This window comes from Helicobacter pylori (assembly GCF_011175115.1).
Classification (GTDB): domain Bacteria; phylum Campylobacterota; class Campylobacteria; order Campylobacterales; family Helicobacteraceae; genus Helicobacter; species Helicobacter pylori_DF.
In genome coordinates this window covers 11,138-37,784 of the sequence record NZ_SHOW01000006.1, presented here as the reverse complement: position 1 = coordinate 37,784, position 26,647 = coordinate 11,138, and the positions used below count along the sequence as shown (strand labels likewise).

The 26,647-nt window shown below is 38.7% G+C and carries 22 protein-coding genes and 2 pseudogenes; 3 read left to right on the top strand and 21 right to left on the bottom strand.

The features are described 5' to 3' along the window. Positions 1-313 precede the first annotated feature (313 nt). Positions 314-676, top strand: a complete 363-nt coding sequence (locus tag EXS92_RS06290; RefSeq protein ID WP_000953827.1) for a hypothetical protein — start codon at positions 314-316, stop codon at positions 674-676. Positions 677-1,054: 378 nt separating this feature from the next. Here EXS92_RS06290 and EXS92_RS08085 read toward each other — a convergent pair whose 3' ends face one another. From EXS92_RS08085 to accD, 4 genes are all read right to left on the bottom strand, one after another. Then, positions 1,055-1,180, bottom strand: coding sequence for a hypothetical protein (locus EXS92_RS08085; protein WP_269562627.1), 126 nt, complete (start codon positions 1,178-1,180; stop codon positions 1,055-1,057). 77 nt (positions 1,181-1,257) lie between these two features. Continuing rightward, positions 1,258-2,271 carry a LapA family protein gene (locus EXS92_RS06285; RefSeq protein ID WP_165515907.1) on the bottom strand — a complete coding sequence of 338 codons (1,014 nt, stop codon included), beginning with the start codon at positions 2,269-2,271 and terminating at the stop codon, positions 1,258-1,260. A 9-nt stretch (positions 2,272-2,280) separates the two neighbouring features. Beyond that, entirely contained in the window at positions 2,281-2,733 is a 453-nt protein-coding gene (rlmH, locus tag EXS92_RS06280) for a 23S rRNA (pseudouridine(1915)-N(3))-methyltransferase RlmH (RefSeq protein WP_165515906.1), read from the bottom strand. Between the two features lie 13 nt (positions 2,734-2,746). After that, positions 2,747-3,616 carry an acetyl-CoA carboxylase, carboxyltransferase subunit beta gene (gene accD, locus EXS92_RS06275; protein ID WP_000505071.1) on the bottom strand — a complete coding sequence of 290 codons (870 nt, stop codon included), beginning with the start codon at positions 3,614-3,616 and terminating at the stop codon, positions 2,747-2,749. Between the two features lie 80 nt (positions 3,617-3,696). On the opposite strand from accD, the gene recO reads away from it, so the two are divergent. Together recO and EXS92_RS06265 are read left to right on the top strand one after the other, a co-directional pair. Next, positions 3,697-4,311 carry a recombination protein RecO gene (recO, locus tag EXS92_RS06270; RefSeq protein ID WP_165515905.1) on the top strand — a complete coding sequence of 205 codons (615 nt, stop codon included), beginning with the start codon at positions 3,697-3,699 and terminating at the stop codon, positions 4,309-4,311. 10 nt (positions 4,312-4,321) lie between these two features. Further along, positions 4,322-4,978 carry a CinA family protein gene (locus EXS92_RS06265; protein WP_165515904.1) on the top strand — a complete coding sequence of 219 codons (657 nt, stop codon included), beginning with the start codon at positions 4,322-4,324 and terminating at the stop codon, positions 4,976-4,978. Between the two features lie 2 nt (positions 4,979-4,980). Here the strand turns inward: EXS92_RS06265 and EXS92_RS06260 are convergent, their stop codons facing one another. The 17 genes and pseudogenes from EXS92_RS06260 to glyS all read right to left on the bottom strand — a co-directional run bounded on the left by EXS92_RS06260 (position 4,981) and on the right by glyS (position 26,619). After that, positions 4,981-5,547, bottom strand: coding sequence for a hypothetical protein (locus EXS92_RS06260; protein WP_165515903.1), 567 nt, complete (start codon positions 5,545-5,547; stop codon positions 4,981-4,983). Between the two features lie 64 nt (positions 5,548-5,611). After that, positions 5,612-6,184 (bottom strand): oxygen-insensitive NAD(P)H-dependent oxidoreductase RdxA, encoded by a 573-nt coding sequence (rdxA, locus tag EXS92_RS06255; RefSeq protein ID WP_242673990.1) that lies wholly within the window; start codon positions 6,182-6,184, stop codon positions 5,612-5,614. 20 nt (positions 6,185-6,204) lie between these two features. Beyond that, the gene (lgt, locus tag EXS92_RS06250) at positions 6,205-7,056 is read right to left on the bottom strand and encodes a prolipoprotein diacylglyceryl transferase (RefSeq protein WP_165515901.1); all 852 of its coding nucleotides are present in this window, start codon (positions 7,054-7,056) and stop codon (positions 6,205-6,207) included. A 9-nt stretch (positions 7,057-7,065) separates the two neighbouring features. Beyond that, positions 7,066-7,794, bottom strand: coding sequence for an RluA family pseudouridine synthase (locus EXS92_RS06245; RefSeq protein ID WP_165515900.1), 729 nt, complete (start codon positions 7,792-7,794; stop codon positions 7,066-7,068). A gap of 17 nt (positions 7,795-7,811) precedes the next feature. Beyond that, positions 7,812-8,993 (bottom strand): lipid IV(A) 3-deoxy-D-manno-octulosonic acid transferase, encoded by a 1,182-nt coding sequence (gene waaA / locus EXS92_RS06240; protein WP_165515899.1) that lies wholly within the window; start codon positions 8,991-8,993, stop codon positions 7,812-7,814. Then, positions 8,994-9,791: a zinc ribbon domain-containing protein gene (locus tag EXS92_RS06235; RefSeq protein ID WP_165515898.1), complete on the bottom strand. Its 798-nt coding sequence runs from the start codon at positions 9,789-9,791 to the stop codon at positions 8,994-8,996. It lies immediately after the preceding gene. Positions 9,792-9,800: 9 nt separating this feature from the next. Beyond that, on the bottom strand, positions 9,801-10,532 hold the full coding sequence (locus EXS92_RS06230) for a GTP cyclohydrolase I (protein WP_165515897.1): 732 nt from the start codon (positions 10,530-10,532) through the stop codon (positions 9,801-9,803). 1 nt (position 10,533) lies between these two features. Further along, positions 10,534-11,430, bottom strand: coding sequence for a glycine--tRNA ligase subunit alpha (gene glyQ, locus EXS92_RS06225; RefSeq protein ID WP_165515896.1), 897 nt, complete (start codon positions 11,428-11,430; stop codon positions 10,534-10,536). A gap of 13 nt (positions 11,431-11,443) precedes the next feature. After that, positions 11,444-12,382: an NAD(P)H-dependent glycerol-3-phosphate dehydrogenase gene (locus tag EXS92_RS06220; protein ID WP_000401696.1), complete on the bottom strand. Its 939-nt coding sequence runs from the start codon at positions 12,380-12,382 to the stop codon at positions 11,444-11,446. A gap of 334 nt (positions 12,383-12,716) precedes the next feature. Beyond that, positions 12,717-14,359 (bottom strand): annotated as a pseudogene (locus tag EXS92_RS06210) (dynamin family protein). Continuing rightward, positions 14,356-16,692 carry a dynamin family protein gene (locus tag EXS92_RS06205; protein ID WP_165515894.1) on the bottom strand — a complete coding sequence of 779 codons (2,337 nt, stop codon included), beginning with the start codon at positions 16,690-16,692 and terminating at the stop codon, positions 14,356-14,358. The pseudogene EXS92_RS06210 and the gene EXS92_RS06205 overlap by 4 nt, the downstream one beginning before the upstream one ends. Next, positions 16,689-18,341: pseudogene (locus EXS92_RS06200) on the bottom strand (dynamin family protein). The gene EXS92_RS06205 and the pseudogene EXS92_RS06200 overlap by 4 nt, the downstream one beginning before the upstream one ends. Before the next feature lie 457 nt (positions 18,342-18,798). After that, positions 18,799-19,080 (bottom strand): DUF3240 family protein, encoded by a 282-nt coding sequence (locus EXS92_RS06195; RefSeq protein WP_000880304.1) that lies wholly within the window; start codon positions 19,078-19,080, stop codon positions 18,799-18,801. Positions 19,081-19,090: 10 nt separating this feature from the next. Further along, on the bottom strand, positions 19,091-22,150 hold the full coding sequence (locus EXS92_RS06190; protein ID WP_165515939.1) for an efflux RND transporter permease subunit: 3,060 nt from the start codon (positions 22,148-22,150) through the stop codon (positions 19,091-19,093). Next, positions 22,150-23,229, bottom strand: coding sequence for an efflux RND transporter periplasmic adaptor subunit (locus tag EXS92_RS06185; protein ID WP_165515893.1), 1,080 nt, complete (start codon positions 23,227-23,229; stop codon positions 22,150-22,152). Before EXS92_RS06185 ends, EXS92_RS06190 begins: the two co-directional genes overlap by 1 nt. After that, positions 23,226-24,524: a TolC family protein gene (locus EXS92_RS06180; protein WP_207633395.1), complete on the bottom strand. Its 1,299-nt coding sequence runs from the start codon at positions 24,522-24,524 to the stop codon at positions 23,226-23,228. The genes EXS92_RS06185 and EXS92_RS06180 overlap by 4 nt, the downstream gene beginning before the upstream one ends. Beyond that, the gene (gene glyS / locus EXS92_RS06175) at positions 24,514-26,619 is read right to left on the bottom strand and encodes a glycine--tRNA ligase subunit beta (protein WP_165515891.1); all 2,106 of its coding nucleotides are present in this window, start codon (positions 26,617-26,619) and stop codon (positions 24,514-24,516) included. Before glyS ends, EXS92_RS06180 begins: the two co-directional genes overlap by 11 nt. Positions 26,620-26,647 lie beyond the last annotated feature (28 nt).

The following is a 26,647-nucleotide window of genomic DNA, read 5'->3' as shown; positions in this document are numbered from 1 at the left end:
TGGGCATTGACCTAAAAATTTAAAAATCCCATTTTTTAAAATTAAAATAAGGTTTTAGCGATCCCTACTGGATTGAAAAAGAGTCTTATTTCATTATCAATCAATTTAAAAAATTATTCAAAAATAACCATCAATTATAAAAATCTTCACAATTCTCTAAATCGTAACGCTTTTTTAAAAAATACATTTTTTTTAATTTTTTAATCAACCATTAAGGTGTTTTAGGTTAAATTTCCTTATCTGTTAAACATGCGGATAATGTTATATCTTAAGGAAAGAAAATGGGGTTAGGACACTAATAAGTTTAGGGATTTTGTTAAGCGTTTTGAGTGGCGATGATCTGAGATTGTATTCAAAGCCTTTAGTCTATTCGGCTGGAAGTGGGATTATTGGGATTGATATTGACAAACGGACATTTTATAAACGAGCGTTCGCTTTCACGATGAAATCGTTGTTTGGTGAAAACTTGCTTTTGTTTGTCAAATTAAAGCATTCTGCGTTGACGAGCAAACACATGAAAGGGCCTTTGGAAAACCGCCATCACCATTCTTTCACTAAAAATTATGAAAAAGCGGTTAATGGTTGTCAAAAGTATTTCCATATCAAATTGCCTGAAGGCGCTCCTAGCAACTTCAAATCAGGTTCATACATGGCCACTATGGTGGTGCGTTTTTAAAGCGTTATTTGGAGGTATTCTTTAATACCATTATCATCTTTTTCTTATTATCTTTTAAGAACACAAATTTAGCTTTTTTAAATCTTCTTAGGATTTTTTATCCCACTAGTGCGAAAAACCCTGTCCTTTAGGGCGCAAGAAGCACATAGCCGTTAGGCTAAAAGAGGTTAAAATCCCCCTAGTCTTTTATAGGGTAGGAAATGTCCATGCAGACTTTAAAAAACAAAGCCTTTCGTGTTAGCGTTCAATGTTTAGTTAGGAAGCTTCTTTCTTTAGAAAGGAACACTCTCACATTGATTGAGTGGGGTATTTTCAAGATATGGATAAAAATTCGTAGAAGAAAAATAAAAAAGCTCTGTTTTCATCAAATACGGGTTACTAAAACTTTTTATGGCGGGTTAAAGCGTATTTTTGGCTTTGGTTGTTTCTTTTAGGATTAGTTTCATCAAGGTTTAAAGCATTAGCGTCTTTCCTCTTATCATTTGGTGCTAAAAGCGACTCCATTAGCCCATTCCTTGATGATTGATTTTTTGTAACCATCTATTTTTATCTGCCCTAAAATATGAAGTAAAACAATCCCCCTACAAAAACGCTTCCAGCTTATAGGCTTTTTTATGCTCTTGTTTCAAATCCATGTAAGCGTTTAAAAGCATGTATTCTTCAAAAGACAAAACCGCTAGATGTTCTTTAGCGAGATCGTTCATTTCTAATTCTAACAACACGAATAAAAAGGCTTTTTGCGCCTTATCGTCTTCTTGGCTTAAAATCTCAAAAAATTGGAACCATTGATCGGGAACAAGAAATTTTTGCGCTTTTTGCGCGAGCTTTAAATAATCGTCTTTGTCATAACCCACCTTTTTGCAAAGCTCTGAAATTTTTAAAGTGTCTGTGTTTAAAGATTTTTCAAAAAAGGCTTTTAAAAAAGCTTTCACGCACTCTTTATCCAAATCCTCTTGCATCGCATTCACAGCCTTTAAAACCTCTTTTTTGTTGCCTTTTTGGGCGATTTCCATAAAAGCGTAGCGGCGTAATTCCAAAGGGATTTGCGCGTTTGTTAAAACTTCAAAGGCGTTTTTTAAATCGTTATGAATGAAAGCCTTCAAGCGTTTAGAAAAATAAGCATGCTCATAAGCTAGGGAATGCTTAGCGTGATCTTTAGGCTCAAGGGTGTTGTTTTCTATATTGTGGTAATGTTTAAAAAGGTTATCCACTTTTTCGCACCCGCTATTTGGCGTGTTTAAATCAGCTTTTAAATCATAGCGGGCTAAGATTTGGGAGAGGTTTTTAGCGAGATCGCTTTTAAATTTCGTTTTTAAAAAAGTCTTTTGGGTGTCTTGGGATAGGATTTGTTTGAGCAATTTGTCAAAATCCCTTTTTTCGTGGTATAAGCGGATTTTATGGCTGAGATTGTGCTTGAATAAAAAAACCCATGAAAAAAAAGCGAACATGCCTAAAACGCCCATAAGCCATACCGCAATGGGAAGATTAAAGCTGTAGCTCCCTAAATTAAAGGCGTAAGCTTGCGGATCAATACTATAAACAAACACGCCAAAACCCACAATGAACAAAAATGTAAAGATAATGTAAAAACGCATGCGCACCTCCTATTTATGGTATGGATGCTTAAAAATAATGCTTAAAGCCCTATAAATTTGCTCGCATAAGACAATTTTAGACACTTCATGGCTAAAAGTCATCTCGCTCAAACTCCAAGCTTGACAATCCTTTAAAAAATTTTCTTCAAACCCATACGCTCCAGCGATAAAAAAATTAATATTAAGATGATTTTCTAACATTTTACTAAACGCAAAGCTATCGCCCCTTTGAGCTTTAGGGTGTAAGGCAATATTTTTTGCCTTAGGGTTTAAATACGGCTCAAAGGCTAGAGAGTAGCTTTTTTGAGCGAGTTCTCTAGAGATTTTTTGAGCGTTGGCGGTATTTTTAGGGAATAAATCCACCAATTCCAGCTCGCAATCAAATTGCCTGCATTGCTTTTGATAGCTTTCCACTAACTCTAGGGGCGAACTTTTAGCGATAGAATACACCACGCAACGCATCAATCTTAAAACTTTAAAAAATCTTTGAAGTCTTATGCGTCATCATAGCGATGAGATCGCTCAAAGTTTTCTTCAAATCCTTCCTGTGCACAATCATATCAATCAAGCCATGCTCTAATAAAAATTCCGCTGTTTGAAAGCCCTCAGGCAAATCCGCCCCTATAGTTTGCTTAATCACCCTAGGCCCTGCAAAACCTATCATCGCCCCAGGCTCTGCGATAATGAGATCCCCTAAAAAAGCAAAAGACGCGCTAACGCCCCCATAAGTGGGATCGCTTAAGAGCGAAATGAAAGGGAGTTTGGCCTCACTCAATCGGTTCAAAGCCGCGCTCGTTTTAGCCATTTGCATGAGCGAATAAGTGGATTCTTGCATCCTAGCCCCCCCACTCGCTGAAACGATCAATAACGCTTCTTTTTTGGCGACCGCACGATTGATCGCTCTTACGATCTTTTCGCCTTCCACAGAGCCTAAACTCCCCCCCATAAAGCTAAAATCAAACACCACGATCTGCAAAGGCATGCGGTTGATTTTTGCCTCACCGCTGATCACTGAGCTTGGGCGGTTAGTCCTTTTTTCGTATTTTTTAATGCGTTGCTTGTAGCTCTCTTTATCCACGAAATTTAAAGGATCATTAGGCCGTAAGTGTTTGTCAAACTCTTCAAAACTCCCCACATCGCATAAAAATTCAATCCTTTCAGTCGCGTTCATGCGGAAATGGTAATGGCATTTCAAGCACACGCTGTATTTGCCAAACACTTCTTTATGATACATTAACGCATAACATTTAGGGCATTTCACCCAATGGCTTGGCTGTTCTTCCTTACTTGGCGTTGTCCGCAATTTATTGATCTTAAAATTTTTAAAGAAATCTGCAAATCCCATGTTTTTCCTTAATTTTGCAGTTTTATTAGGATTGTATCCAAGTTTTGCTTATAATAAACCAAATTATCTTAAGAGTAGTGATGCAAGGGTTTCTTTTACAAACACAAAGCATAAGAGATGAAGATTTGATCGTGCGCGTTTTAACCAAAAACCAGCTCAAAACCCTCTATCGTTTCTATGGCAAACGCCATAGCGTGCTGAATGTGGGGCGTAAAATTGATTTTGAAGAAGAAAACGATGATAAATTTTTACCCAAGTTAAGGAATATTTTGCATTTAGGCTATATTTGGGAAAGAGAAATGGAGCGCTTGTTTTTTTGGCAACGCTTTTGCACTCTTTTATTCAAACATTTAGAAGGCGTGCATTCTTTGGATAGCATCTATTTTGACACTTTAGATGATGGGGCTAGCAAACTCTCCAAACAGCACCCCTTAAGAGTGGTTTTAGAAATGTATGCAACGCTTTTGAATTTTGAAGGGCGCTTGCAAAGTTACAATTCTTGTTTTTTATGCGATGCAAAATTAGAGCGTTCTGTCGCTTTAGCGCAAGGGTTTATTTTAGCGCACCCCTCTTGCTTGAAAGCTAAAAGCTTGGATTTAGAAAAAATCCAAGTCTTTTTTCGCACTCAAAGCACGATTGATTTAGAATTAGAAGAAGTGGAAGAATTATGGCGCACGCTGAATTTAGGGTTTTAAAAGGTTAAAAATGAAATTTAAATTTTTGAATATGGATAATGAGAGCGGTTTTATTTTGATTGAAAAGGAATTGAAACGATTGAATCTTACCGCTCAAGTCAAAGAGGATGGCATTGAATTAAAAGGCGAAAACACAGAACAAGCGAGAATTTATCTTCAAACGCTTTTTAACTCTAATATTGTGGAATTAGACGATCATCAAAAAAGTGCAAACGCTTTAATAGAGCGCTTGAAATCTTTAGATTTAAAAATTGCGGTGGCTGAAAGCTGCTCTGGGGGGTTATTATCGCATGCATTCACTTCCATTAGCGGGGCTTCAGCGGTTTTTATGGGGGGTGTTGTGTGTTATAGTGAAGAGGTTAAGTGCGAGTTATTGAAAGTCAATGCCACGACTTTAAAAGTCTTTGGGGTTTATAGCGAAGAATGCGTGAAAGAAATGCTACTAGGCGTGTTTTTCAATTTTAAAGTGGATTTAGCGCTGGCGATTAGCGGGGTGGCTGGCCCTAATGGGGGGAGTAAGGCTAATCCGGTAGGCACGATTTATATTGGTGTGCAAAAGTTAGGATCTCAAGCTTTAATCGATCGTTGTTTTTTTGAAGGGGACAGAGAAAGCATTCAAAATAAAAGCGTAGAGCATGCCCTAAACATGCTCGCTAGAATGCTATAAAACTACCTTAAAGCGCAAACACTACCAAATTCTTTTTGAGCGACCTTAGCGATATAAGCGATTTCGTTATCGTTAAGGTTTTCAACGCTCGCTTTTAAATACCTTTTGATTTGATCAATCTGGCAACCCACTAGCTTGATTTTCACCACAGCCACCTCCGATTTTAAATTCGTGTAAGTGTAGGCTACTTGGATCTTAGTTGCTAGGTAATTATAGATAGCGTAGCTGATATTCGTAGCCGTTTGCTCGGACTCATGGAATTGCTCCATGAAGCGTTTTTTATACTTCAACATGATTTCATGAAAAACCACGATCAAGCTCAATTTAGCGTTTAAAGTCGCTTGTTCAATCCCTAAATATTTGTTATTAACAGGGATATACGCCACGCCCATTTCTTCGTAGGGGACTTTAGGGTCTTCAAAAACCCAAGCAGGAGCATCAGACAATTCTGATTTCATGCCCTTTAAATCAGAGACTAAAATCCCATCATCTCTTAAAAGACTCTTAGCGCTTAATGAAACGCTTGAAAACAACCCTAAAAGAGCGATTAAAACCATTCTTTTAAACAAAATACCACTCCTTAAACTTTAATTTAGGTTTGATTATAGTTAAAAAGTTTTTGATTTCGTTTAATCACAACCAAGTAATTGCATCAACTTTTGATTTTCTTGATTTTTGGCTCGCTTCTGCCACCCTCTTACCCAAAGCGATCAAACACACGATTTTAGGCTTATTGATACGCTCTTCTAAAATCTCGCTCACTTTTAAAGGATCAAAGCCTCCAATAATGCAACTATCCAATCCCATTAAGCTCACGCCCATGCAAATTTGCCCCACAGCGATATAGCATTGCTCTAAAATATAGCTTTCTAATCTTTGCATGCTGTGGTTGAATCTCACGCCAAGCATTTGAGCAAAAGAGGGGATCACTCTAACCTTATAAGACTCCGGATAGAGGTTTTGCATGTAGTGGCCGTGTGGTAACAACTCGCTGGGTCTTAAAGAGCATACCACCATTAACGCTGAAGCACTTTTAATCATTTCTTCATTAAAATAGCTGTACGCTGCAATTTGTTTTTTTAAATCCTTATTAGTAACCATCACAAAATGCCATGGTTGCGTGTTGTAAGAGCTTGGCGATAGTCTGGCGATTTCAGCGATTTCTTCTAATTCTGTGCTAGAAAACTCATAATGGCTGTCAAACATCTTGCAAGAATGGCGCTCATTCAATAATTGTCTTCTTTTTTCGTGATCCTTGTAGCATACAATAAAATCCCTAATGAAACAATTACCATAAATAAGCTTAAAATCTGCCCCATGCTCAAATTCAAAAAATAAACCCCCATTTGGCTATCCGGCTCTCTGTAAAATTCCGCAATAAAGCGCATCAGGGAATACCCCAAGCCATAAACCACGATGAGCAGCCCATGCGTTTTGGTGTGTTTTTTAGCCCACATTACCATAAAAAACACAATAACCCCCTCTAAAAACGCTTCAATCAACTGGCTGGGATAACGCAACTCGTTATCCACCATAATGCCTATGATTTGCCCTAAATGGCTGTCTTTGGGGACAATCCTCCCCACAAGCTCCTGATTTAAAAAATTCCCAATCCTCCCAAAAACATACCCTAAAGGCAGGCTGATCGCAATCAAATCCAAATAAATCAAAAGCTTTTTCAAATCCTTACGGCTATAAAGATACGAAGCGATCAAAAACCCCACCAACCCCCCATGATAGCTCATCCCACGAATGCCTATAAAATTCCCATGGCTATCAAAAGGGTTAAAGATTTGCCAAAAATGCGTCAAATAATAGCTGGAATTAGGCTCATAAATAAGAATGTATCCTATCCTTGCCCCTAGCACAATGCCAAGCTCCGCCCATAGAAAATAACTCTCAAATTCCTTCCTTTCAATGGGGAATCGCTTGGGATCTTTTTGGATCATTCTTAACGCCATGTAAAAAGCGATAACAATCGCGCACGCATACGCCAAACCATACCAATGCACTTCAATACTGCCAAGACTAAAAGCGATAGGGTTAAATTGATCATAAATCGTATTCCAAGCGTTCATAATCAATCCTTAAATTTCAAATTCTTTAGGAGCGATCGCTTCAAATTCATACCCTAGCAGCGCGATTTTATGCGCATGGAGCATCAAGCGTTTGGCGGAGTGTTGGCTATCGCCATAGAGCGTATCGCCTATAATGGGGTGGTTGATGTGCTTTAAATGGACTCTGATTTGGTGGGTTCTTCCGGTTTTGATTCCCACTTTTAAAAGGGTTTTTTTGTTGATGATTTTTAAGGGCGTGATGATTGTAACCGCTTCTTGCCCTTTTTTAGAGATTTTACTGAAAGCTTTAGTGGTTTTAATCGTAAGAATGGGAGCGTTGATTTCTCGCTCTTCTTCTATGATGCCTTGAACGAGAGCTAAATACTCCTTTTTAACCGCCCTATTTTTAAAAGCCTTTTTAGCTTTCAAGTGGAATTCTGAATTTTCTTTCACCAATAAAATCACCCCGCTTGTTTCTTTATCCAAGCGGTGCAACAGTGCCCAACCTTTGAAAAAAGAAACTAAATCATAGCTCTCTATAAAAGGGGGTTTAAAAAGGGCTAGAATGTTTTCATCTTCAAAAATCACGCTGGGTTTTTCAATTTTTTGGACATTAAAGCGCGTGTTTTGGGGTAATTCCTTTCTAGCAACACTCAATTTCTTCCCCCCTATGCTCACTAACCCCAAATCAATCAAAGATTTGGCTTTTTTATGCGAAATGTTTTCTTGGATACTCAATAATTTGTAGGCTTTTTCCATGTTTATCCTTTATTTTTTTAATGTTTGATGAATGCGAGCAATTCGTTTAAATCATGCCCATTTTCTAAAAAACGCACCACGCCTAAATTTTTGTAATCTAAGAGAGCGTCTAACAGATCCTCTTTTGGAACGATTTTATAAGGCTTGACTAATTCAAACAACGCCACTTGGTTGAAAAGATACTCCCCTGTGATTAGGCGCGTATTAAAAAACGCCGGCTCTAAAGGGTTATGCCCCCCCATTTTGACAAACGAACCCCCTAAAATGACAATGTCTGCGATTTTATAGAAGTTATTCAATTCCCCCAAGCTATCCACTAACAAAATATCGCATTCCACAAAACCCTTTGAAGAAAAACACTCCAAACTAAAAGGCGTCGTTTTTAAAATATCTTGCAACAAATTCCGCACGCTTTTAAAACGCTCCGGGTGGCGCGGCACGATAAAGAGCCTTGCGTTTTTAAAAGTCTTTTTCAATTCTAAAAACGCTTTTAACCCCAATTCCTCCTCGCCCTCATGCGTGCTGGCTAAAACAATGTTTAGAGCGCTTGGGTTTTTAGGGTAAAACGAAGTGATCACAGGCTTTGAAAAACGCTTGATATTCAAAAAATCCACCACTTTTTTTGCCCCTAGATTCAACAAGCGCTTTTGATCGTCCTTGCTTTGTGCTAAAATCAAATCAATGCGTTTGAATAAAAGTGCATAAAAGAAAGAAAAACGCTGGTACTTGGGGTAAGAGTGAACGCTGATCCTAGCGTTAATGAGCATGGTTTTTGCCCCTAATTTTTGAGCCGTATCAAACGCGTTAAACCACAATTCCGCTTCTGTAACCACCAAAGTTTTTAAGCGTTTTAAGTTTTTTTCCCATGCAAATAATAGGGTTTCAAAAGGCAAGTAACGCACTTCTATATGTTGAGAATGCTGATAAGTTTGAGCGGCTAATTCAAAGCCGGTATTAGTGGTAACGCTGATTAAAATCGGCTCTTTTAAAGCTTGAATGATCGGCTCTAAGGATTTGACCTCCCCATAAGAGCATGCATGAAACCAAAAAACCGGCTCGCTTTTTAAAAGATTGTCCTTGAGAAAAAAACGAGCCTTTAAAGAATGGCGGTATTTTTCTTTAAAACTCAAAAGCAAGATGAAAGGTGCACCAAAAAGATGCCCCAAAGTCAAAAATAAAAGGTAGAAAAACTTAAACAATCAAACTAATTCTTGGCTTTCTTTTGGTTGGCTTTCTTTTGGTTGGCTTTCTTTTGGTTGGCTTTCTTTTGGAGGTTGAGCACTGTTTTCATACGCGCCCTCAGCGTATAAAATACGCCCGCAATACGGGCAAGTGATCATGTCCCCACTCGTTAGCACTTCGGTATAAATCTTATCATTCAATCTGATAAAACAACCCCCACAAGCCTGTTTCTTGATCGTTACGATGCTCGTGTTTTTCGCCCATCTTCTGATCCTTTCATAAAAGCTATAGATTTTAGGCTCGGTTTTTTCCACGAGTTCTTCTTTCTTTTTAAAGATAATTTGTTGGGTTTCTTTGATGTTTTTGACTTCGTTTTCCACTAAGTTTTCCAATTCCAACGCTAATTTTTCAAGCTCTAGCATTTCTTTTTTCAAATTCTCTTGTTTTTCGCTTTTGCGCTTGATTTCATTTTGCAGGTTTTCAATTTCCCTGTTGGCTTGGTTGGAACGCTCTTTAGCAATATCTTCTTCAATGTTTAAAGAGCGCAACTCCCTTTCGGATTTGATCTCGCTCATTTTCTTTTGGATACTGGCGATTTTAGCGTTCGTGTCTTGTAGGGTTTGCTCGTTTTTAGAAACCTGTAATTTTAGGGCTAATTTTTCCTCTTCTAAATTCAAAATCGCTTTATTTTTAGCTTCTTTATCATTCAAGGCCTTATCCAAGTCTTTTCGTTTTTCTCTGATCAACGGCTCTAAGGAGTCAATTTCTTTATCCAAATGCGAAATTTCAATCAATTGTTTGAGGTGGGTGTTCATCGCTTTCCTTTAAATGATTTGCAAGGGGTTTTTAAAATTCTCTATTGTAACCAAATAATTAAAAGAATGCAAAATTTCAGCCACAATCAGTGCAAAACCCCTTTCGCTATAATAATGCGTGGCGTCAATCAAACTTATCCCTAAAGATTGAGCGATCATAGCGTCATGGTATTTCACATCGCCTGTAATCAAACAGCTTTGCTCTTTTAAAGAAGAAAACATGGATGCCCCCGATCCGCACACAAACGCTAAATCTTTAATCATTTGAGAACTTTTGACGCATGCTAATTTTCCCACCCCTAAAGAAGATTTAATCCTTTCTAACAGCGCATCAAATTCCATATTAGCGTTTTCTTTCACTAACATAAGGCCTTTTTCCATCAAGCCATCAAACCCTAAAAGCGCACTAGCAAAATGCTTGTTTAAATGCGTTTTGTCAAAATTCGTGTGCATGCTGATGACTGAAATGTTTTTTTGGATTAGGATTTTTAAAATATTCCCCGGATAAGTCTCATAATTTAGCGTTTTTAAGGGCTTGAAAATTAAAGGGTGGTGCGTGATGATTAGGGCGTTTTGTGGCGCGTTTAGAGCGATTTGAAGCGTGATTTCTAAGCATGCGATAATTTGGCTAAACTCGCTATTTTTGCTCCCCACATTCAACCCACTATTATCCCACGATTCTTGGAGTTCAAAAGGCGAAAGGCGGTTCAAAACTCCCAACACTTCCTTAACTAACGCCATTTTAAGCCTTTGTTAAAGCGTTTTTTAAGCGCTCTTCCCTCTCTTCTTCTTGCTCTTTATAAAAAAGCGCGCACCATTTGGCTAAATCCCTGATTTGTAAAATATAATTTTGCCTTTCAGCCACCGAAATCGCTTTTCTGGCGTCTAAAATATTGAAAAAATGCGAGCACAGCATCACAAAATCATAAGCCGGCAAGGGGAGCTTGTTTTTTAAGCAATGCAAGGCTTCGGCTTGAGCGTTTTTAAACATTTCTAATAGCCTTTTCACGCTCGCTATTTCAAAATGATACTTGCTAAATTGGTATTCGCTTTCTAAATGCACTTGCGCATAACGCACGCTGTCATGATTGTTTTTAGCCCATTCAATCTCTAGGATATTTTCCACTTTTTGCACATACATCGCTAATCTTTCTAAGCCGTAAGTGATTTCCACAGGGATAGGGCTACAAGCAATGCCCCCCACTTGCTGGAAATAAGTGAATTGCGTAACTTCCATGCCATCAAGCCACACTTCCCAGCCAAGCCCCCATGCCCCTAAAGTCGGACTCTCCCAATTGTCTTCTACAAATCGTATATCATGCTCATTAAGGTTTATCCCTAACACTTCCAAGCTTTTTAAATACATTTCTTGGATATTAGAAGGGCTTGGCTTGATAACCACTTGGAATTGGTAATAACTCCCCAAGCGGTTAGGGTTTTCCCCATAGCGCCCATCAGTAGGCCTTCTAGAGGGCGCGACATACGCCACATTCCATGGCTTTTTATCCAAACTCCTTAAAAGCGTGGCCGGGTGGAATGTCCCAGCTCCTGCAGGAATATCATAAGGCTGGATCACCAAACAGCCTTGATCTTTCCAATACTCTTGTAATTTTAATAATAAACTTGAAAAATCTTGCATGCTCTCTTTCCTTTTAAGCGCGTCTGATCAAATCGTTCATGCTCTCTAGCACACTCTTACCCTTTAAAAGCAAGGCCAATTCGCTCGCAATGGGCGTATAAATGCCGTATTTTCTAGCGATTTCCACAATGGCGTTGGTCGTTTTCACCCCTTCAGCCACTTCGCCCAATTCTTCTAAAACCACCTCTAAAGGCTTGTTTTGGGCTAGCCCCAAACCCACACGATAATTCCTAGATAAAATAGAATTAGCGGTTAAAAACAAATCCCCAGCCCCAGAAAGCCCTAAAAAAGTCTCTGTCTTGCCCCCAAAGAACGCCCCAAAGCGTTGCATTTCTACTAAACCACGAGATAATAAACTCGCTTTAGCGCTATTGCCTAATTTCAAGCCATCACAAACCCCCCCCGCAATGGCTATCACATTTTTATACGCCCCGGCGATTTCACCCCCTATGATGTCTTGTTGGGCGTAGGCTCTGATAAAAGAGGGGGTTTTATTGGCAAATTCTAGTGCTAAAGCCTGATTATTAGAATGGATGACTAACGCGCAAGGCAGGCCCTGAATGATTTCAGCCGCAAAACTCGGGCCCGCTAAAAAACACAAAGCATTAGGATCGATAAAATCCTTTGCGATCTCGCTCACAAACGCCTTATTTAACACCTCTATCCCTTTAGAAGCGATTAAAACCTTAGCGTTTTTGGGTAAAGAAGCGTTTTGAAACCATTCCCTTAAGTGCTGCACGCTAATAGCGATCACATAGAGTGCCGCTTTTAAGCCTCTTTGTAAATCCACTTGCTCTATGGGGGCAGAACCTTTAGAAATCAAGGCATCATTGAGCTTTTTTAGCGGCTCGTTTAAATCCCGCCTTGAAATGATTTTCACTTCATTCTTTTCTCCAAAAGCAAAGGCTAAAGCCCTCCCCCACGCCCCGCCACCAAATACTGCAATTTCCATTAAATTCCTAATCTCATTGATTGTAAAACTCACCATTTTACAATAATAAGTTTAAAATAGCCCTTACATTCAAAACGCTGTCTTTGATTAAAAATAGGGTAGTTTAAAAAATTTTTTAAATTTTAAAAAATGGGATTTAAATTGCTTTACTTTAAACTCATTCTCTTAAGGGGATAGGGGGGTATTTTGAAATAACTCTCCCCCTTAACCTCCTTAAGTATCCCACTAACCCAAAAATACCGCTTCAAGGGGTTATCGCTTGCTTGACGCAAGCTCTTTTACTTTGATTATAAAAAATGCTTTCAGTATTTTTAAATTCTTAATTGCTGTTTTCTTATTTGCCAAACAAATCATTAAAAAGGCTTTCAAAAAAGCCTGGCTTATCGCCATTTTTCCACTTTCGCAAATCGTTTTGAAAATCACTATTATTTAACCAATTCTCTTGATAATCTCTCTCATTTGCTTCTTTAAAGTCCTTAAGTATTGATAAATTTCTTAAAGAATAGTCTAATTGGAGCAGTTTATTGTAATATTCTATTTTCTCTCTGTATTCTCGGATTTCTTCTTGGCTCAAATCCCAAGAGTCTATACCATACATGTTGAGTTCCTTGTAAAACAGCACCATTTTTTTGATTAGTTTGCTTCATCGTCCTCTTCGTCGTCGTTTTGTTCTTTGTATTTTTCCCAAGTGAAAGCGCTCACGCGATCAAAAACCTTATCAATGCTTTCCTTAAACAAGTCAATCACTTCATTCAATCGCGCTAAACTCTCTTCTTTAGATCGCTCTTGCTCAGAAAATTCGTTGTTGAGCGATTTAATTTTATTAAAGGTAGCATCGTTGTTGAAATCGTCAAAGCCTTTTTGCATCAAATCCAGTTTGACAGAATGCAAAGCCTTTTGGTAGCGTTTGAATCGGTTAGCGTCTTGATTAATAGCCTTTTCATACATGGAATGCACCTCGTATAAAGATTCTAAAATTTCGTTTTGTTTCTCGTTCCTTTGATTTAACTTCATTAGAAATTCCTCAAGCGAATTGAAAACATGGCTTTTTTCGCTGAACTCTTTGTATTCTTGATACCTTGTAGCGCTATAAGCGCAAATCCCTAAAAATTCAATGCCATTATCTTTTAAAGTCTCTCTAATTTTCTTAGCGACTTCTTCTAATTGGCTTTTGGTGCGCCTATCAGCCCTACTCAATACGATAAAAACCTGCTTGCCTTCTTCGTATAATTCTTGCAAAAACTCTAAATCATCGCTTTCAATACCCCCACGCTCGCAACTAATAAACCATAAAATGTGTTTAGCGTGTTTTAGGGATTCTTTAGAGGCTTCTTTGTCCCCACCCGTATAGCCTTGATTGGCAGGGTTAAAACCAGGCGTGTCTATGAAGCACAAAAATTCAAAAGGCACGCTAGGAGCGCTCAAAAGCATGGAAGGCATGATTTCTTTCAAATTAAAGCCAAGGGATTTTAAAAACTGATGGTCAAAAGCGAGATTAGGTAATTCCACCATGCCCCCATTTTGAGAAAACCCCATTAAAACTTCCCTTTTACCCTTTAGGCAATAAGTGGGGATAGCTGTGGTGGGATTCATGTCTTCAGGGAGTTTTAATTTCAAGCCCAACAAGTTGTTTAAAAAAGTGGATTTGCCCGCGCTAAACCCTCCCCCCACCGCAACGATGGTTTTTTGGAACAAACTAGGGTAGCTCGCCACCAATTGCAATTCTTTTTGGATTCCTTGGAGCGTCAGTAACGCTATTTCCTTTTCTTTGAGCGAATCCACGCCGCTAGCAAACTCTAAAAACTCGTTGTCTAAGACGCTCTGGTATTCTTCTAGCCCTTCATTGCTTGTTTTGGCGTTTAAAATACAAGCAATCAAATCGTAGCGCTCCTCTAATCCCACCGGCTCTATATTGTAGTGGTTTTCAGCTGCGCTATTGTTATTAAAAATACCATTAAAAAAATTATTAATGCTCATTGGATCCCCTTTAAAGCTTGGATTTTTGCGTCTAATTGAGCGATGGATTGTTCTTTGTTTTGCACTTGATTTTGCAAGTTTTGCATGTCTTTTTGGAGTTTTGAAAGCACCCCATTAGCAAAATCTTGTTCGCCTAAATTCTCTCTTAAACCTTGGATATAGCCTTTCACATCTTTTTTAGTCTCAGCTTCAAAACCTCTCACATGATTTTCCACGCTTTGTATGAAAGCATTAGCTTCATCGCCTTTTAAAAAGCCCGTTTTCCCCCTTATCTCGCTAGGAAGCTTATCAGCATAATCAAACTCTTTAAATTTAATGGAATCTAAAACAGCATCCACGCTTCTTTTGAAATCCACCTTATCAATCAAATCATCAGAGATGATTTCGCGCAATTGAGAAAGAACTTTAGCGTAGAGTTCTTTTCTAAAAACGATTTTAAAAGATTCAACGCTGTCATTCAAAGCACTTTCGCAGCGTTCATGCATCTCTGTTAAATGATCAAGCACCGCTCCGGCTTTAATGGTTGCTCTTGTGCGTTCTACTTCATTATAGCCCGCATCATCATCAGCCCACCACAAAAAATTTCTTTTCAAGCTTCCAAAAAGACCGCCTTGCTTCACTCTTTCAATATAATGCTCTTCTTCCTCTTCTTCTCTAGAGTGCGTTTTAGCCGTTCGGATAGCTTTCGTTAAGGTTTCATTCAAGCCATCTCTAGTGTTTTTGATGAAATGCAAGATAAATTCTTCATACACCCCATCAAACCCTGTTTCAATCTCATTAGAGAGGTTTTGATAAACCACTATTTGCTCTTTGATAGCGCTAATGTCAGCGTTTTTAATCCTCTTTTTTTCATCTTCTAGGTCTTGCAACAACTGCACTATGAATTTATGGAGGTTGTTTGCTTGGCTCTCTGCGTAATTTTGCAATTTTTGAGAAATGATTTTTTCTTTCTCTTTGGTGGCTTTTTTTAAACGCTCTTCAATCGCGCCCATATTGCTTAAAAAGAGTAAGCTTTCTTTAGACTTATCATCGCTACTAAAAGCGTCAGGGTAAGAATCTTTTAAATTCCGTAAGGCGTTGTGATACTCTTCTGTTTTTTGGCTTCTTTCCCAAGAAGCTTGGTTTTCAAAATCTTTATGCATGCTAAAGCAAACCCCTGAAGCCAAAATAACGCCGTTTTTGATTGCTTTTTCAAAAATCTCTTGTTGGTTAGGGTAGTTTTGAATCAACGCTCCCATGATATTATTTAATTGAGATGAAAGGGCTTTTTGCGCGTTTTCTAAGGCTGTAGGGAGGTGTTGGCGAGATTTTTCCACTTCACTCATAGAAAGAACAGCGCTGTCGACTTGGCTTGCCACAAAATAAATTTCTTGAAGGCCTTCTTTGTTAGAAACCCTGTCAAACAAACTCATATCGCTATCCGTTAAAAACTGATTAGAAGGGCTTATGATAAACACCACATCGCAATCTTTCAATAAGGCTTTGGTGCGCTCTTCTCTGGAAGCGATCGGATCGTTCACTCCTGGGGTGTCAATCACTTCCAAATCTTTAAGATTGGGGTTATTCAAAGAAATTTGCACCGCTTTAGTGTAGGGCATGAACTTCCCGTTTGTGCCCACGAATTGAAGCAATTTCTGATTCAGCTCTTGTAAGCTGTTGGCTTGAATGCGCGGATCCAATTTTTCAGTGTTGAGCAATCCGCTTTTTTTCATTCTTTCGTATTGATCGTATGATGAAACGAGTTTTTCGTCCCCTTTTAATGTATTTTTAGCGATCCTTCTAGCCTTTTCCAATATTTCTTCATCGCTTAAAACCCTCTCTTTGGGCGCTGCTTCAGTGCTTTTATTTCTGCTAAACTTGTTGCTAAAACTCTTTACTCTCTCTTTAGCCCTATTTGACAAACTCTGTTTTTCTTTTTGTTTGTTGACTTCTTCACCAACAATCCTGTTAAACTCCCTTACATACCTTTCATGTTCGTTTTCAAGCTCTGCAATATCCTTTGGGCTATAAAACTCCACTTCAGCGCTCAGGGTTTTTGCGTATTTTAAAATGGTAAGGCTAGCGGTCATGGGTGTTGCCGCTTTGGGTAAAACCTCTACACCCTCAAAAATCAAAGCGTTTAAGAGCGAGCTTTTACCCGCTTTCACGCGCCCGATGATACCGACTTTAAGATCCCTATCTTCAGCCTGCATTTCTTTTAGCGTTTTCTCTAACTCTTCGGTTGTAATCACAGCGTTTTCGCTCATAAAAGGCTTCGCTTTTTCTTGCAAACCTTGTTCTTGTAGCGTTTTTTCAATTAAAGCGCTTTTTTTAATGAGTTCTTGAGCGTTCATTGTTGATCCTTTAAATATTGTTGTTCTAGATCGCTTAAAGCGTTGATCTTGTTTTCTAAGATTTGTTTTTGATTTTCTAAATCGTTTAGGTGTTTTTCTTTTTCCTTTTGAGCGAGCGCGATTTCTTGTTTTTTATGCGTGATTTCTAATTCGCACCGATCTTTTAAACCTTTTAGGGAATTTTCCAAGCATTCATTAAACAAGCCCGGTAAAACTTTTTTAAGCTTGTATTGAACCTCTGGTATCACTTTGACTTCAATCAGATTTTCTAATTTCGCCCGCTCTTTTTCCTCGTTTCTAAAGAATGAAGCGATGATATTAGGCAATAAAGTCAATAAATCTTTTAAAAGAGGTTTTAACCCTTGCAAGATCAGCGCGAAGGGTCTTGTAACCGGATTCTTGGCTAAAATCACGCTTAAGGCGTTGATCCCTAGTTCAAGGCCATGCTCTAAATTCACAGACAAATCGCTAGAAAGCTGCGTGTTGTTCAAGCTTTCAAATTCCGCGCAAAAATCTTTTGAAAAAGAAAGGTTGATCTTTTCAATCTCTAATTTAGCGTTTTTGATCAAGCTTTGTTGCATGATGCTTTCTATTTCGCTATTGAACTCGTTAGGCTTGTTGATTAAAGAGGCTAAATAGGATTTTTGCTCCCTGACCTCTCCTACTACTTTTTTAACCACCGATCCCACAGCCACGCTAGAATATTCTTCTTCTAAATTAGCCCTTAATTTTTCATAGGTTTTTTCAATGTCCTTAACGCTCAAATCCAACGCTTGTATTTCTTCTAACGCCTTTTCTTTAGAATAATCAAAGCTTTTCATCACGCTTTTTAGGCTGTTTTGTAACTGGGAATTTAAAAACTTCAATCGTTTCAAATACAAAGCGCTAAAAAGCTTTTCAGCGTCTATTTTATCCGTCACCTCTAAAAGAGCGTTATTGTCTTTATTAGAATAAATAAGACGCGTTGTCAAATCAAGGTGATCTTGGATTTGATCTTGAATGTAGCGAGAGATTTCTCCCACTTGCGAAGGCGTCCTTAAATTCGTTTTACTCAAAATAAAGCTAAGGCCTTTGTCAAACTCTAAAAGGTTTTTTAATTCCCTAACCATGCGTTTGGTGAGATTGCCCTCTTCTACGCTTGTGAGAATGACAAAATGCACGCCTCTTTATAAATATTCCAAAATGGCATGGGTGTGGCTTGAAATGGGGCTATCAAACCCGGGCATATCCACAAACACCAAAGGCACGCTATCTTTTAGCGCTTCATTATTCAAATAAACCTTAAGGTAGGAATACTCCGCCGCATTCTCTTTAATCGCCTCAAAACTTTGCTCATTCAGTTCAAAACTCTCTGTTTTTTCATCATTGTTTGAAAAAGCCTCTATGCGTTCATTAGCGCTATAATGTAATTCAGTGGCTAAAGAAGTCTCTGGCGTGATACCAGTAGGCAAAACGCTCTTTTCTAAAAAACGGTTTAATAGCGTGCTTTTTCCTGCGCTAAAATTCCCCACAACGGGTATCACTAGCTGTTGTTTTTGAATGCTTGCTAAAAGCGTGAAGCATTCTGTTTTATCAATCTCTACTTCTTTTAAAACTTCTAAAACCTGTTCTAAAAACTCCACAAAATTCGTCTGTGCGCGTAAAATCATACCAATCCTTTAAAATTAAAAATTAAAATCTAAACAAGACGCAAAAATCCCCAAAAAATCCCTAAAATATAGATAGGGTTTATATGGGTATGGGCTTATATGGGGGTGAAAAGATAAAACGGCTGACTAGAGAGAGAAAGAAAGCGGATTTTTAAGAATGACTATCATTACAAACTCCTAGCACCATTTAATGGTTGGTATTATACTTGATTTTTCACCATCAAAACTAAAAACTCAAAAATATTAAAGAGCTTGATTTTAATCAAGCGATAGCTTATAAAAAGCGGTCTTCTTGGGTTAGGGGGATTTAGTTGGGGGTTAAAGGGGAGAGTTAAGCACAAAATACCCCCCTATCCCCTTAAGAGAATGAGTTTCAAAAACAAAGTAACTAAAACCCCATTTTTTAAAAAAGTTAAAAATTTTAGTTATTGGCATTTAATGAAAAACGCCATGCGTTTTACAACCCATGCGTTTGAGAATAAAACAATTTCATTTCTTTAGAAGCGAACTGATTTTTTAGCGCTTTTGCTAGAGATAAAGCGATCTCATCGCTTAAAAAAAGCTTGAATTTAGCGTAGTCTTTACGCCCGCTCACCTGCTCTTTTTGGCTTAAAAGCAGCGAAGAAGCGGCGTATTTATAGCATTCCACATAAAAAAAATCATCAAAGCCTTTTTCAAATAAATAATCTATTAAAGCGTCTTTCAAACAAATATCAATATAAATTTCTAAAGCGAGCATGTGAAATCCCTTAATTGATTTTAATCTTTTTAGCGATGAGCATGAACATGGGCGGCAATAAGAGTAAGGTTAGAGCGCTTGAGGTGACTAAGCCCCCAAGCACCACGATCGCTAAAGGTTTTTGGACTTCTGATCCCACGCTATGAGAAAATAATAAAGGGAGCAAACCCAAACCGGCAATGCAAGCGGTCATTAAAACCGGTCTCAAACGCCTTTTAGCACCCAATAAAACGCACTCTTCTACGCTTTTTCCTTGTAAGAGAAGCTCTTTAAAATAGCCTATCATCACCACGCCGTTTAAAACCGCAATCCCAAAAAGAGCGATAAAGCCCATGCTCGCTGGCACTGAAATATACTCCCCTACCGCAAACAACGCAATAAGCCCTCCAGTAACCGCAAAAGGGATATTCAAAAGAATGAGCAAGGCTAAAGGAATGCTTTTAAAAGTGAAAAAAAGAATGAAAAAGATCGCTAAGATGCTTAAAGGGATAACAGTAGAAAGCCTTTTATTGGCCCGTTGCTGGTTTTCAAACTGCCCCCCATAAGTGATATAGTAGCTAGAAGGGAGTTTGATGTTTTGAGTGATCACTTTTTTAGCCTCTTCTACGAAAGAATTTAAATCGCGCCCCACCACATTGCTGCGAACCACGCTCATGCGCATTGAATTTTCACGCACGATAGAAACAGGGCCATCCACTTCTTCAATTTTGGCGATAGAAGTGATAGGCACTAAAACGCCATATTTGGAAGTCAAGGCTAAACTTTTGATTTTAGTGATAGAGCTTGCAAAATCGCTCTCTTGGCGGATCATCACCGGCGTGCGTGAAATCCCTGTAGGGATCACATCCACGATCAAACCCTCTAAAGCGGATTTTAAAAACTTGGAAAATTCATCGCTAGTGATCCCCACATCCGCCATCGATTCTTTATTAGGGGTTACATACAAATAATTCACGCCCTCATTGAGCGTGGTTAAAACTTCACTAGAGCCTTTAATCCCTTTTAAAGCTTGCGCGATTTGAAAACTCAACTCGTTTAAGGCGCTAATATCATCTCCAAAAATCTTAACCGCTAAATCCCCCCTAACCCCTGTAAGCATTTCAGAAATCCTCATTTCAATGGGTTGGGTGAAAGAAAAGTTAATCCCCTTAAAGTCTTTTAAAGAATCCATGATTTTTTCTAATAATTCATCTTTGGTTTTAACGCTCCATTCTTTTTTAGGGATAAAAGAAATAAAAGTATCGGTTTGATTCAATCCCCCCAAATCCAACCCCAATTCATCGCTCCCTGTGCGTGCGACAATGCTTTTAACTTCCTTGACATGCTTTTTAATCGCGCTTTCAATGTTTAACATGAGATCTTTAGATTGATCTAAAGAAATAGAAGGGGTGGTTTCCACGCTCAAAACCACATCGCCCTCATCTAAAGCGGGCATGAAATTCTTCCCCACAAAAGGGAATAAAGAAAGGCTTGCGATTAAAAAAACAAACGCTCCTAAAATCACTTTTTTAGGGTTATGCACAAAAAATTCCAATAAAGGAGCATAGATTCTGTTTAAAAACCTCGTTAAAAAAGTTTCGCTATGGGGCGTGGCTTTTAAGACAAGAGAGCTCACTACTGGAATGATAGTGATAGATAGAACTAAAGTGCCTAAAAGCGCATACACAATGCTTTGCGCTAAAGGCCTAAACATCTTACCCTCTAACCCCTGCAAGGTTAAAATCGGCACAAAAAACACCATAATAATCACCACCCCACTCACCACTGAAACGGCGATTTCTTTACAAGAGCGATAGATCGCATGGAGTTTAGTGGTTTTAGTGTTAGCGCTCAATTTTTCAAAAGCGTTTTCCACCACCACCACAGCTGAGTCAATGAGCATCCCTATAGCGATAACCAACCCCCCTAAGCTCATCAAATTTAAAGTCAAATCGCTAAACTTGATAAAAATAAACGCCACGGACAAGCTTAAGGGTAAAATCACCCCCACAGCCACGCTCGCCCTCAAATTCCCTAAAAATAAAAAGAGCGTGATGATGATTAAAACAACGGCTTCAATGAGGGTTTTAGAAACGGTGGCAATGGCTTTTTGCGTGAATTCAGAGCGATCGTAAAAAACATTAATGGAAACGCCATTCGGTAAAAGGGGTTTTAATTCCTCTAGTTTTTGATACACTTGAGTGATGATTTCTTTGGTGTTAGCGTCTTTTAAAGAAAGCACTAATCCTTCTGTGGTCTCACCTACGCCATCTTTAGTGACAAACCCCAAACGGGTGCGAGACTGGCTGATGACTTTTGCAAAATCCTTAATGTGCAAATGCCCTAAATTAGTGGAAACGGTGATTTTGCCAATGTCTTCTAAACTCAAAGAAGCGGTTTGGATTTTGACTAAAAAGGTTTCGCCATCCCTATCCACGCGCCCCGCTCCGCTGTTTCTTAAATTCACTCTCACAGCCGATTCTAAATCAGAAATACTCACCCCAAGCCTTGCCATGTCATTAAAATCCGGCACAATCACAAACGCCCTGCTAAAGCCTCCAATAGAATTGACATCCGCCACGCCGCTAATCATTCTCAATTGTGGGCGGATCACAAAGTCTAAAAGCTGTCGTTTTTCTATCTCGGTGATATTGCCATCAATGGTGAACATAAAAATGTCTGATAGCGGCGTAACAATGGGCGCCATGCCCCCTTCAACCCCCACGGGTAAATCTTTCATCACGCTGCTCAAGCGCTCATTGACAATGTTTCTCGCTAAATAAATATCCACGCTGTCATCAAAATCTATCGTAATATCTGAAATAGAATATTTTGAAACACTTCTTAAAGATTTTTGCCCTTTCAAGCCTAAAAGCTCTAATTCTAAAGGGCGCACGATGTTATTTTCCATTTCTTCAGGGCTAGAGCCGGGGAGTTTTAAAATGATTTTAACTTGAGTGGGCGAAATATCCGGGAAAGCGTCCACTGGAGTGTTGATAAAACTATAAGTCCCAAAAAATAAAATCAGAATCGCGCCAACAATCACGATCACTCTTTGGCGTAAGGAAAATTCAATGATAGAAGCGAGCATCATTCTTCCCCTAAATTGTTGATCATGCCTTTTAACCCTATCAATGACCCCACTGCTACGCTGTCATTAGGGTGTAAATTTTGAGCGTTCACGATAAAAATCTTGTTGCGCTCTTCTAAAACTTGAACCACCACAGGCTTAAAACCTTTAGGCGTCCTAACAAACACCAGGTAATCTTTCCCGTTTCTGATTAAAGCGTTTGAAGGGATCAAAACCGAATCTTTGGGTTGAGAGCCTTGAATATACATTTCTACCATTTCCCCCACATGGTAATTGCCCTCATCTAATAAGGCGGTGGCTAAAATCGTGTTAGATCCTTTATCTAAAACCACCGAAACGCTTTGGATCCTCCCGATTTTTTCCCCCTCTTCATTATAGACCGGCGAATCCCTTTTAATGGTTTTAGAAACGCCTACAGGCAACTTGATTTGAGCGATCAGATCATCGCTTTTTGAAATACGCACATAGCTAGTGAAAGCCAAAATCTTTTCGCCCACATTTTTAGGCGCTAACGCTAAAAGACCGCTGTCTCTAGCCACAATCCTAAAACCATACTGCCCTTTAGGGTTTTTGGGATCCACGCCAAAGCTTTTGAAAGTGCTTTCTAGTTGATTGACTTTTAAGCCCATTTCTTCGCTGGCTAGAAAGCTCGTTTGATACTCTCTTTTAGGGATGACACCGGCCCTATAAAGTTCTAAATCTTTTTTAGTAATATCTTTAGCGATTTTTAATTTATTTTGATTGTTTTGCAATTCAAAATACAGATTGCTCAAATCAATAGAACTCACTTCACAGATCGCATCTCCAGCCTTCACCTGCTCGCCCTCTCTTTTATAAACCGCAACCACAGACGCATCAAAACTCAAGCTCTGCACCACAGAACTTTTACTATCAAAATCAATATAAGCGTTAAAAGGAAGCCCTTTACTGAAAATTTCTTTATCTAATTTAATCACCTTTAACCTCATGGGTTGCAAGTTTTTTTCTTCTAAAACGATTTCTGGATACTCTTTGGCCTTTAAAGAAACACCAATTGAAAAAACGCCCATTAACATAAGCCACCATAACGCCCGATTCAATGCAATTCTCCTAATCTGGTCAAACTCTCCCCTAAAGTCTCTTCTAAAAGCGCGCTAATATCAATGTATTCAATCTTGGCTTCCGCTAGAGTAATAAGAGCGTCCATGTAAGAATTTTGATAAATCAAGTATTCAAAAAGCCCGATTTTTTGGGCCTCATAAGCGATGCGCCCCATTTCCATCAAACGCTTCTTATTGGCAATGGCTTCTTTTTGGGTTTCAATGTATGCTTCTTTGGTTTTGAGCTGGTTTAAGTAGGAGTTGGCGTTGATTCGTATGTTTCGCTTCATCACTTCATTTTGCGCGAGCGTCCCGCTTTGCAAATCCAAGAATTTACGCTTTTGATAGATATTTTTAGGCGTGACCGGCAAAGGGATACGCACTTCCACGGAAAGATTAGTGGAAGAGTTATAGCTTTCAGAGCCAATCCCAAATTCAAATGCATTAAACACGTCTCTATTAGCCAGTTTCGCATTCACCTGATAATCTTTAGCCGTTAGATCCAAAATATCCACATACAACGAGCGATCCAGTTTGAATTTCAAAGCTTCAGGCTCTAATCGCACGTATTCAAAATCCAAACCGATCACCTTGACGTCATGCAAATGGTCTAAATAAGTGTCAAAATGCGCCCCCTCTTTGACCGGCTCCACAATAGCGAGCATCGTGTCTAGCATTTTTTCTAAATCTATGAGTTTGGTTTCCACATTGGTTTTAGCGAGTTTGGATTCCAAATAAGAATTATTGAAGTTGATGTAATCCTTTTCGCTCATGCTGCCGGCTTTGACTTTTTCTTTAGCGATTTTGAGCTGCGAATAAAAGTTCGCTTCTCGTTGCACATACACCTGATACTTTTCCTTAGTCATCACATAAGTCAAATAAAGGCGTTTAGCGCCAATAAAAGCGAGATTTTTATTTAATTGATAGCTTTTATCGTATTGAATGGTTTTAATAGAAAGGCTTTTGGATAAAAGCGAACTCACCCATGGGAGCTTGGGTCTTACCACTAAAAGGGTTCTGGGCTGTGCTTCTATAATGCCTTGGAAGTTTTTCACCATAGAGGTTTCATTCTCAATGTAAGGGAAATCCCAAGCGTTCACGGAGCGTTGCTCATTCAAACGGCTTTTAAAATCGGCTTTTTTTCCGATCAACTCCATAGAGTTGGTTTCCACTTCTTTAAAAAACTCTTGCAGGGTAAAGATTTTCGCATCAAGCATGCCCACACCAAGCATGCTTATAAAAGAAACGACCCCTAAAAAACGCTGGACTTTGCGTTTGACAGAATTAAATCGCAATTTCTTTAATATCCCCAATTTCTAAGAAACTTTGATACACATCCCAGAGGAAATTTTTACGATTTTTTTGGATTTCTATATCTTTATCCATCACTAACACGCTTTTAAAATACTCTTCCAAAGGCGCATGCAAACTGAAATAAGCCTCTATTTTGCTATCCAAACTCTCAAAAGCGCTCGTTTTGATCGCATTGAACGCTTCAAAAAGGGCATGCTCTTTTGGCTCTTTAAAAAGACGGGTAAAAAACTCGCTTTTCTCGTTAGGGTTTCTGTCTTTATTGATATTGGCTAGGCGTTTGAAAGCGCTAAAAAGCAACTCTTTTTTTTGAGCGTTTTTAGGATCGTCTAAAAAGCGTTTTAAGGCCTTGACTTTTTGAATGATTGTAACGATGTCTCGCTCGTTGGTGTTTAACACGCTCCTTATAATAGAGGGGTTACAATCTATTAAATTGTTAAATCGTTCCAATAAAAACTTCTCTAAAATCTCTAAATCAAAGCTTTGATAAACGCCCACTTTTTGAAAAAGGTTTTTTAAATCCGCTTTCAAGTCAAATTCTAACCCATAATGCGCGATGATTTTCAATAGCCCAAAACTCAAACGCCTTAACGCAAAGGGATCTTTAGATCCGCTAGGGATTTTACCCACGCTAAAAAGAGAAAACAGGCTGTCTATTTTCAAGCTCAAAGCCACGATTGAACTAAAAACATTAGAGGGCAAGGGGGCGTTTTCGCTTGCGGGCAAATACTGCTCTTTCAAGCTCAAGGCGACCAATTCGTTTTCGTTTTGTTTTAAAGCGTAGTAATAGCCCATGATCCCTTGAAGCTCGCTAAATTCATACACCACTTCACTGAGTAAATCCGCCTTAGCGATTTGAACGGCTCTTTTAACCAACTCAAGGGCTTTTTCTAAAGGCATGTTTAAAGATGAAGCGTATTTTTGCGTCAAATATTGAGCGATGGTTGATTCTCGCTCCATTTTATCTTTTAAAGTCCCTAAACCTTGCACAAAAACCACGCTCTCTAAAGGGGCGTTATCTAAGGGCTTTTTAAGATCGTTTTCATAAAAGAAAACCGCATCGCTCAAGCGGGCTTTTAAAACCTTTTGATTGCCTAAAATGATTTTTTGCTTGTCTTTATTGATAGCGTTACTCACCACAATAAAGCCGTTGTGTAATGTTGGGCTTTCTTCTTGGCTTTTTTGATTGAAGATCGCAAAATAGCGCTGGTTTTCTTTCATGGAAGTGGTGATGATTTCACTGGGTAATTTTAAAAACGCCTTGTCAAACTCCCCCAAAAGCACGCTGGGGTATTCCGTGATCGCTACAACCTCATCTAATAAATCCCTATCCATTTCTACGATGATGTCATGCTTTTTTTCCAATTCTTTAATTTCTTGCAAGATTTTAGCTTCGCGCTTTTTAGGGTCTAAAATGACATGGTTTTTTTCTAAAACTTCAAAATACGCTTTAGGGCTATCCACTTCAATAAAATCAAAACCCTCTTGTCGGTGCACTTTGGTGGCTTGCTTGGTTTTAAAACCATACTCTTTAACTTCAATGCCGTTAAAATTTTCCCCATTAAACAACACGCAAATATTATGAATGGGCCTGATAAAGCTTTTTTCCACATTGCCCCAACGCATGGACTTCCCGAAATTCAAGCCCTCTAAAAACTCTAACACAATGGGCATGATCAGATCTTTTGTGGGCTGTTTGGCGTGGATTTTAGCGTGATAAAGCACTTCTTTATTGTTTTTAAACGCCGTTTGGAAATGCTGGTGATCCTTTAGCCCTAATTTTTGATAAAACCCTAAACCCAGTGCGTTCAAGCCTTGCGTTTTATCTTGATGATTGCATGCGATTTTAACGGGAGGGCCAAAAAATTCCTCTTTAGTTTCTTGGGTTAAAAGAGGAAAGTCTTTAACGAACAAACACAAACGCCTAGGGGTGTAAAAAACCTCTATATTTCCCACTTCTAAAGCGCGTTTTTGAAAAAGAGCGTGGAGTTTTTTAGGCATTTCTTTATATTCATTCAATAGCGCTTGTGCGGGCAATTCTTCAACTAAAACCTCTACTAACAATTCATCTGAATGCAAAATCTCAATCCTCCCTAAAAAACAAAAT

Coding starts and splice junctions, on each gene's coding strand:
- EXS92_RS08085 (WP_269562627.1), bottom strand. CDS start 1,180: ATGGAGTCGCTTTTAGCACCAAATGATAAGAGGAAAGACGCTAATGCT.
- EXS92_RS06285 (WP_165515907.1), bottom strand. CDS start 2,271: ATGCGTTTTTACATTATCTTTACATTTTTGTTCATTGTGGGTTTTGGC.
- rlmH (WP_165515906.1), bottom strand. CDS start 2,733: ATGCGTTGCGTGGTGTATTCTATCGCTAAAAGTTCGCCCCTAGAGTTA.
- accD (WP_000505071.1), bottom strand. CDS start 3,616: ATGGGATTTGCAGATTTCTTTAAAAATTTTAAGATCAATAAATTGCGG.
- recO (WP_165515905.1), top strand. CDS start 3,697: ATGCAAGGGTTTCTTTTACAAACACAAAGCATAAGAGATGAAGATTTG.
- EXS92_RS06265 (WP_165515904.1), top strand. CDS start 4,322: ATGAAATTTAAATTTTTGAATATGGATAATGAGAGCGGTTTTATTTTG.
- rdxA (WP_242673990.1), bottom strand. CDS start 6,184: ATGTTTGACAGCCATTATGAGTTTTCTAGCACAGAATTAGAAGAAATC.
- lgt (WP_165515901.1), bottom strand. CDS start 7,056: ATGAACGCTTGGAATACGATTTATGATCAATTTAACCCTATCGCTTTT.
- EXS92_RS06245 (WP_165515900.1), bottom strand. CDS start 7,794: ATGGAAAAAGCCTACAAATTATTGAGTATCCAAGAAAACATTTCGCAT.
- EXS92_RS06235 (WP_165515898.1), bottom strand. CDS start 9,791: ATGAACACCCACCTCAAACAATTGATTGAAATTTCGCATTTGGATAAA.
- EXS92_RS06230 (WP_165515897.1), bottom strand. CDS start 10,532: ATGGCGTTAGTTAAGGAAGTGTTGGGAGTTTTGAACCGCCTTTCGCCT.
- glyQ (WP_165515896.1), bottom strand. CDS start 11,430: ATGCAAGATTTTTCAAGTTTATTATTAAAATTACAAGAGTATTGGAAA.
- EXS92_RS06220 (WP_000401696.1), bottom strand. CDS start 12,382: ATGGAAATTGCAGTATTTGGTGGCGGGGCGTGGGGGAGGGCTTTAGCC.
- EXS92_RS06205 (WP_165515894.1), bottom strand. CDS start 16,692: ATGAACGCTCAAGAACTCATTAAAAAAAGCGCTTTAATTGAAAAAACG.
- EXS92_RS06195 (WP_000880304.1), bottom strand. CDS start 19,080: ATGCTCGCTTTAGAAATTTATATTGATATTTGTTTGAAAGACGCTTTA.
- EXS92_RS06190 (WP_165515939.1), bottom strand. CDS start 22,150: ATGCTCGCTTCTATCATTGAATTTTCCTTACGCCAAAGAGTGATCGTG.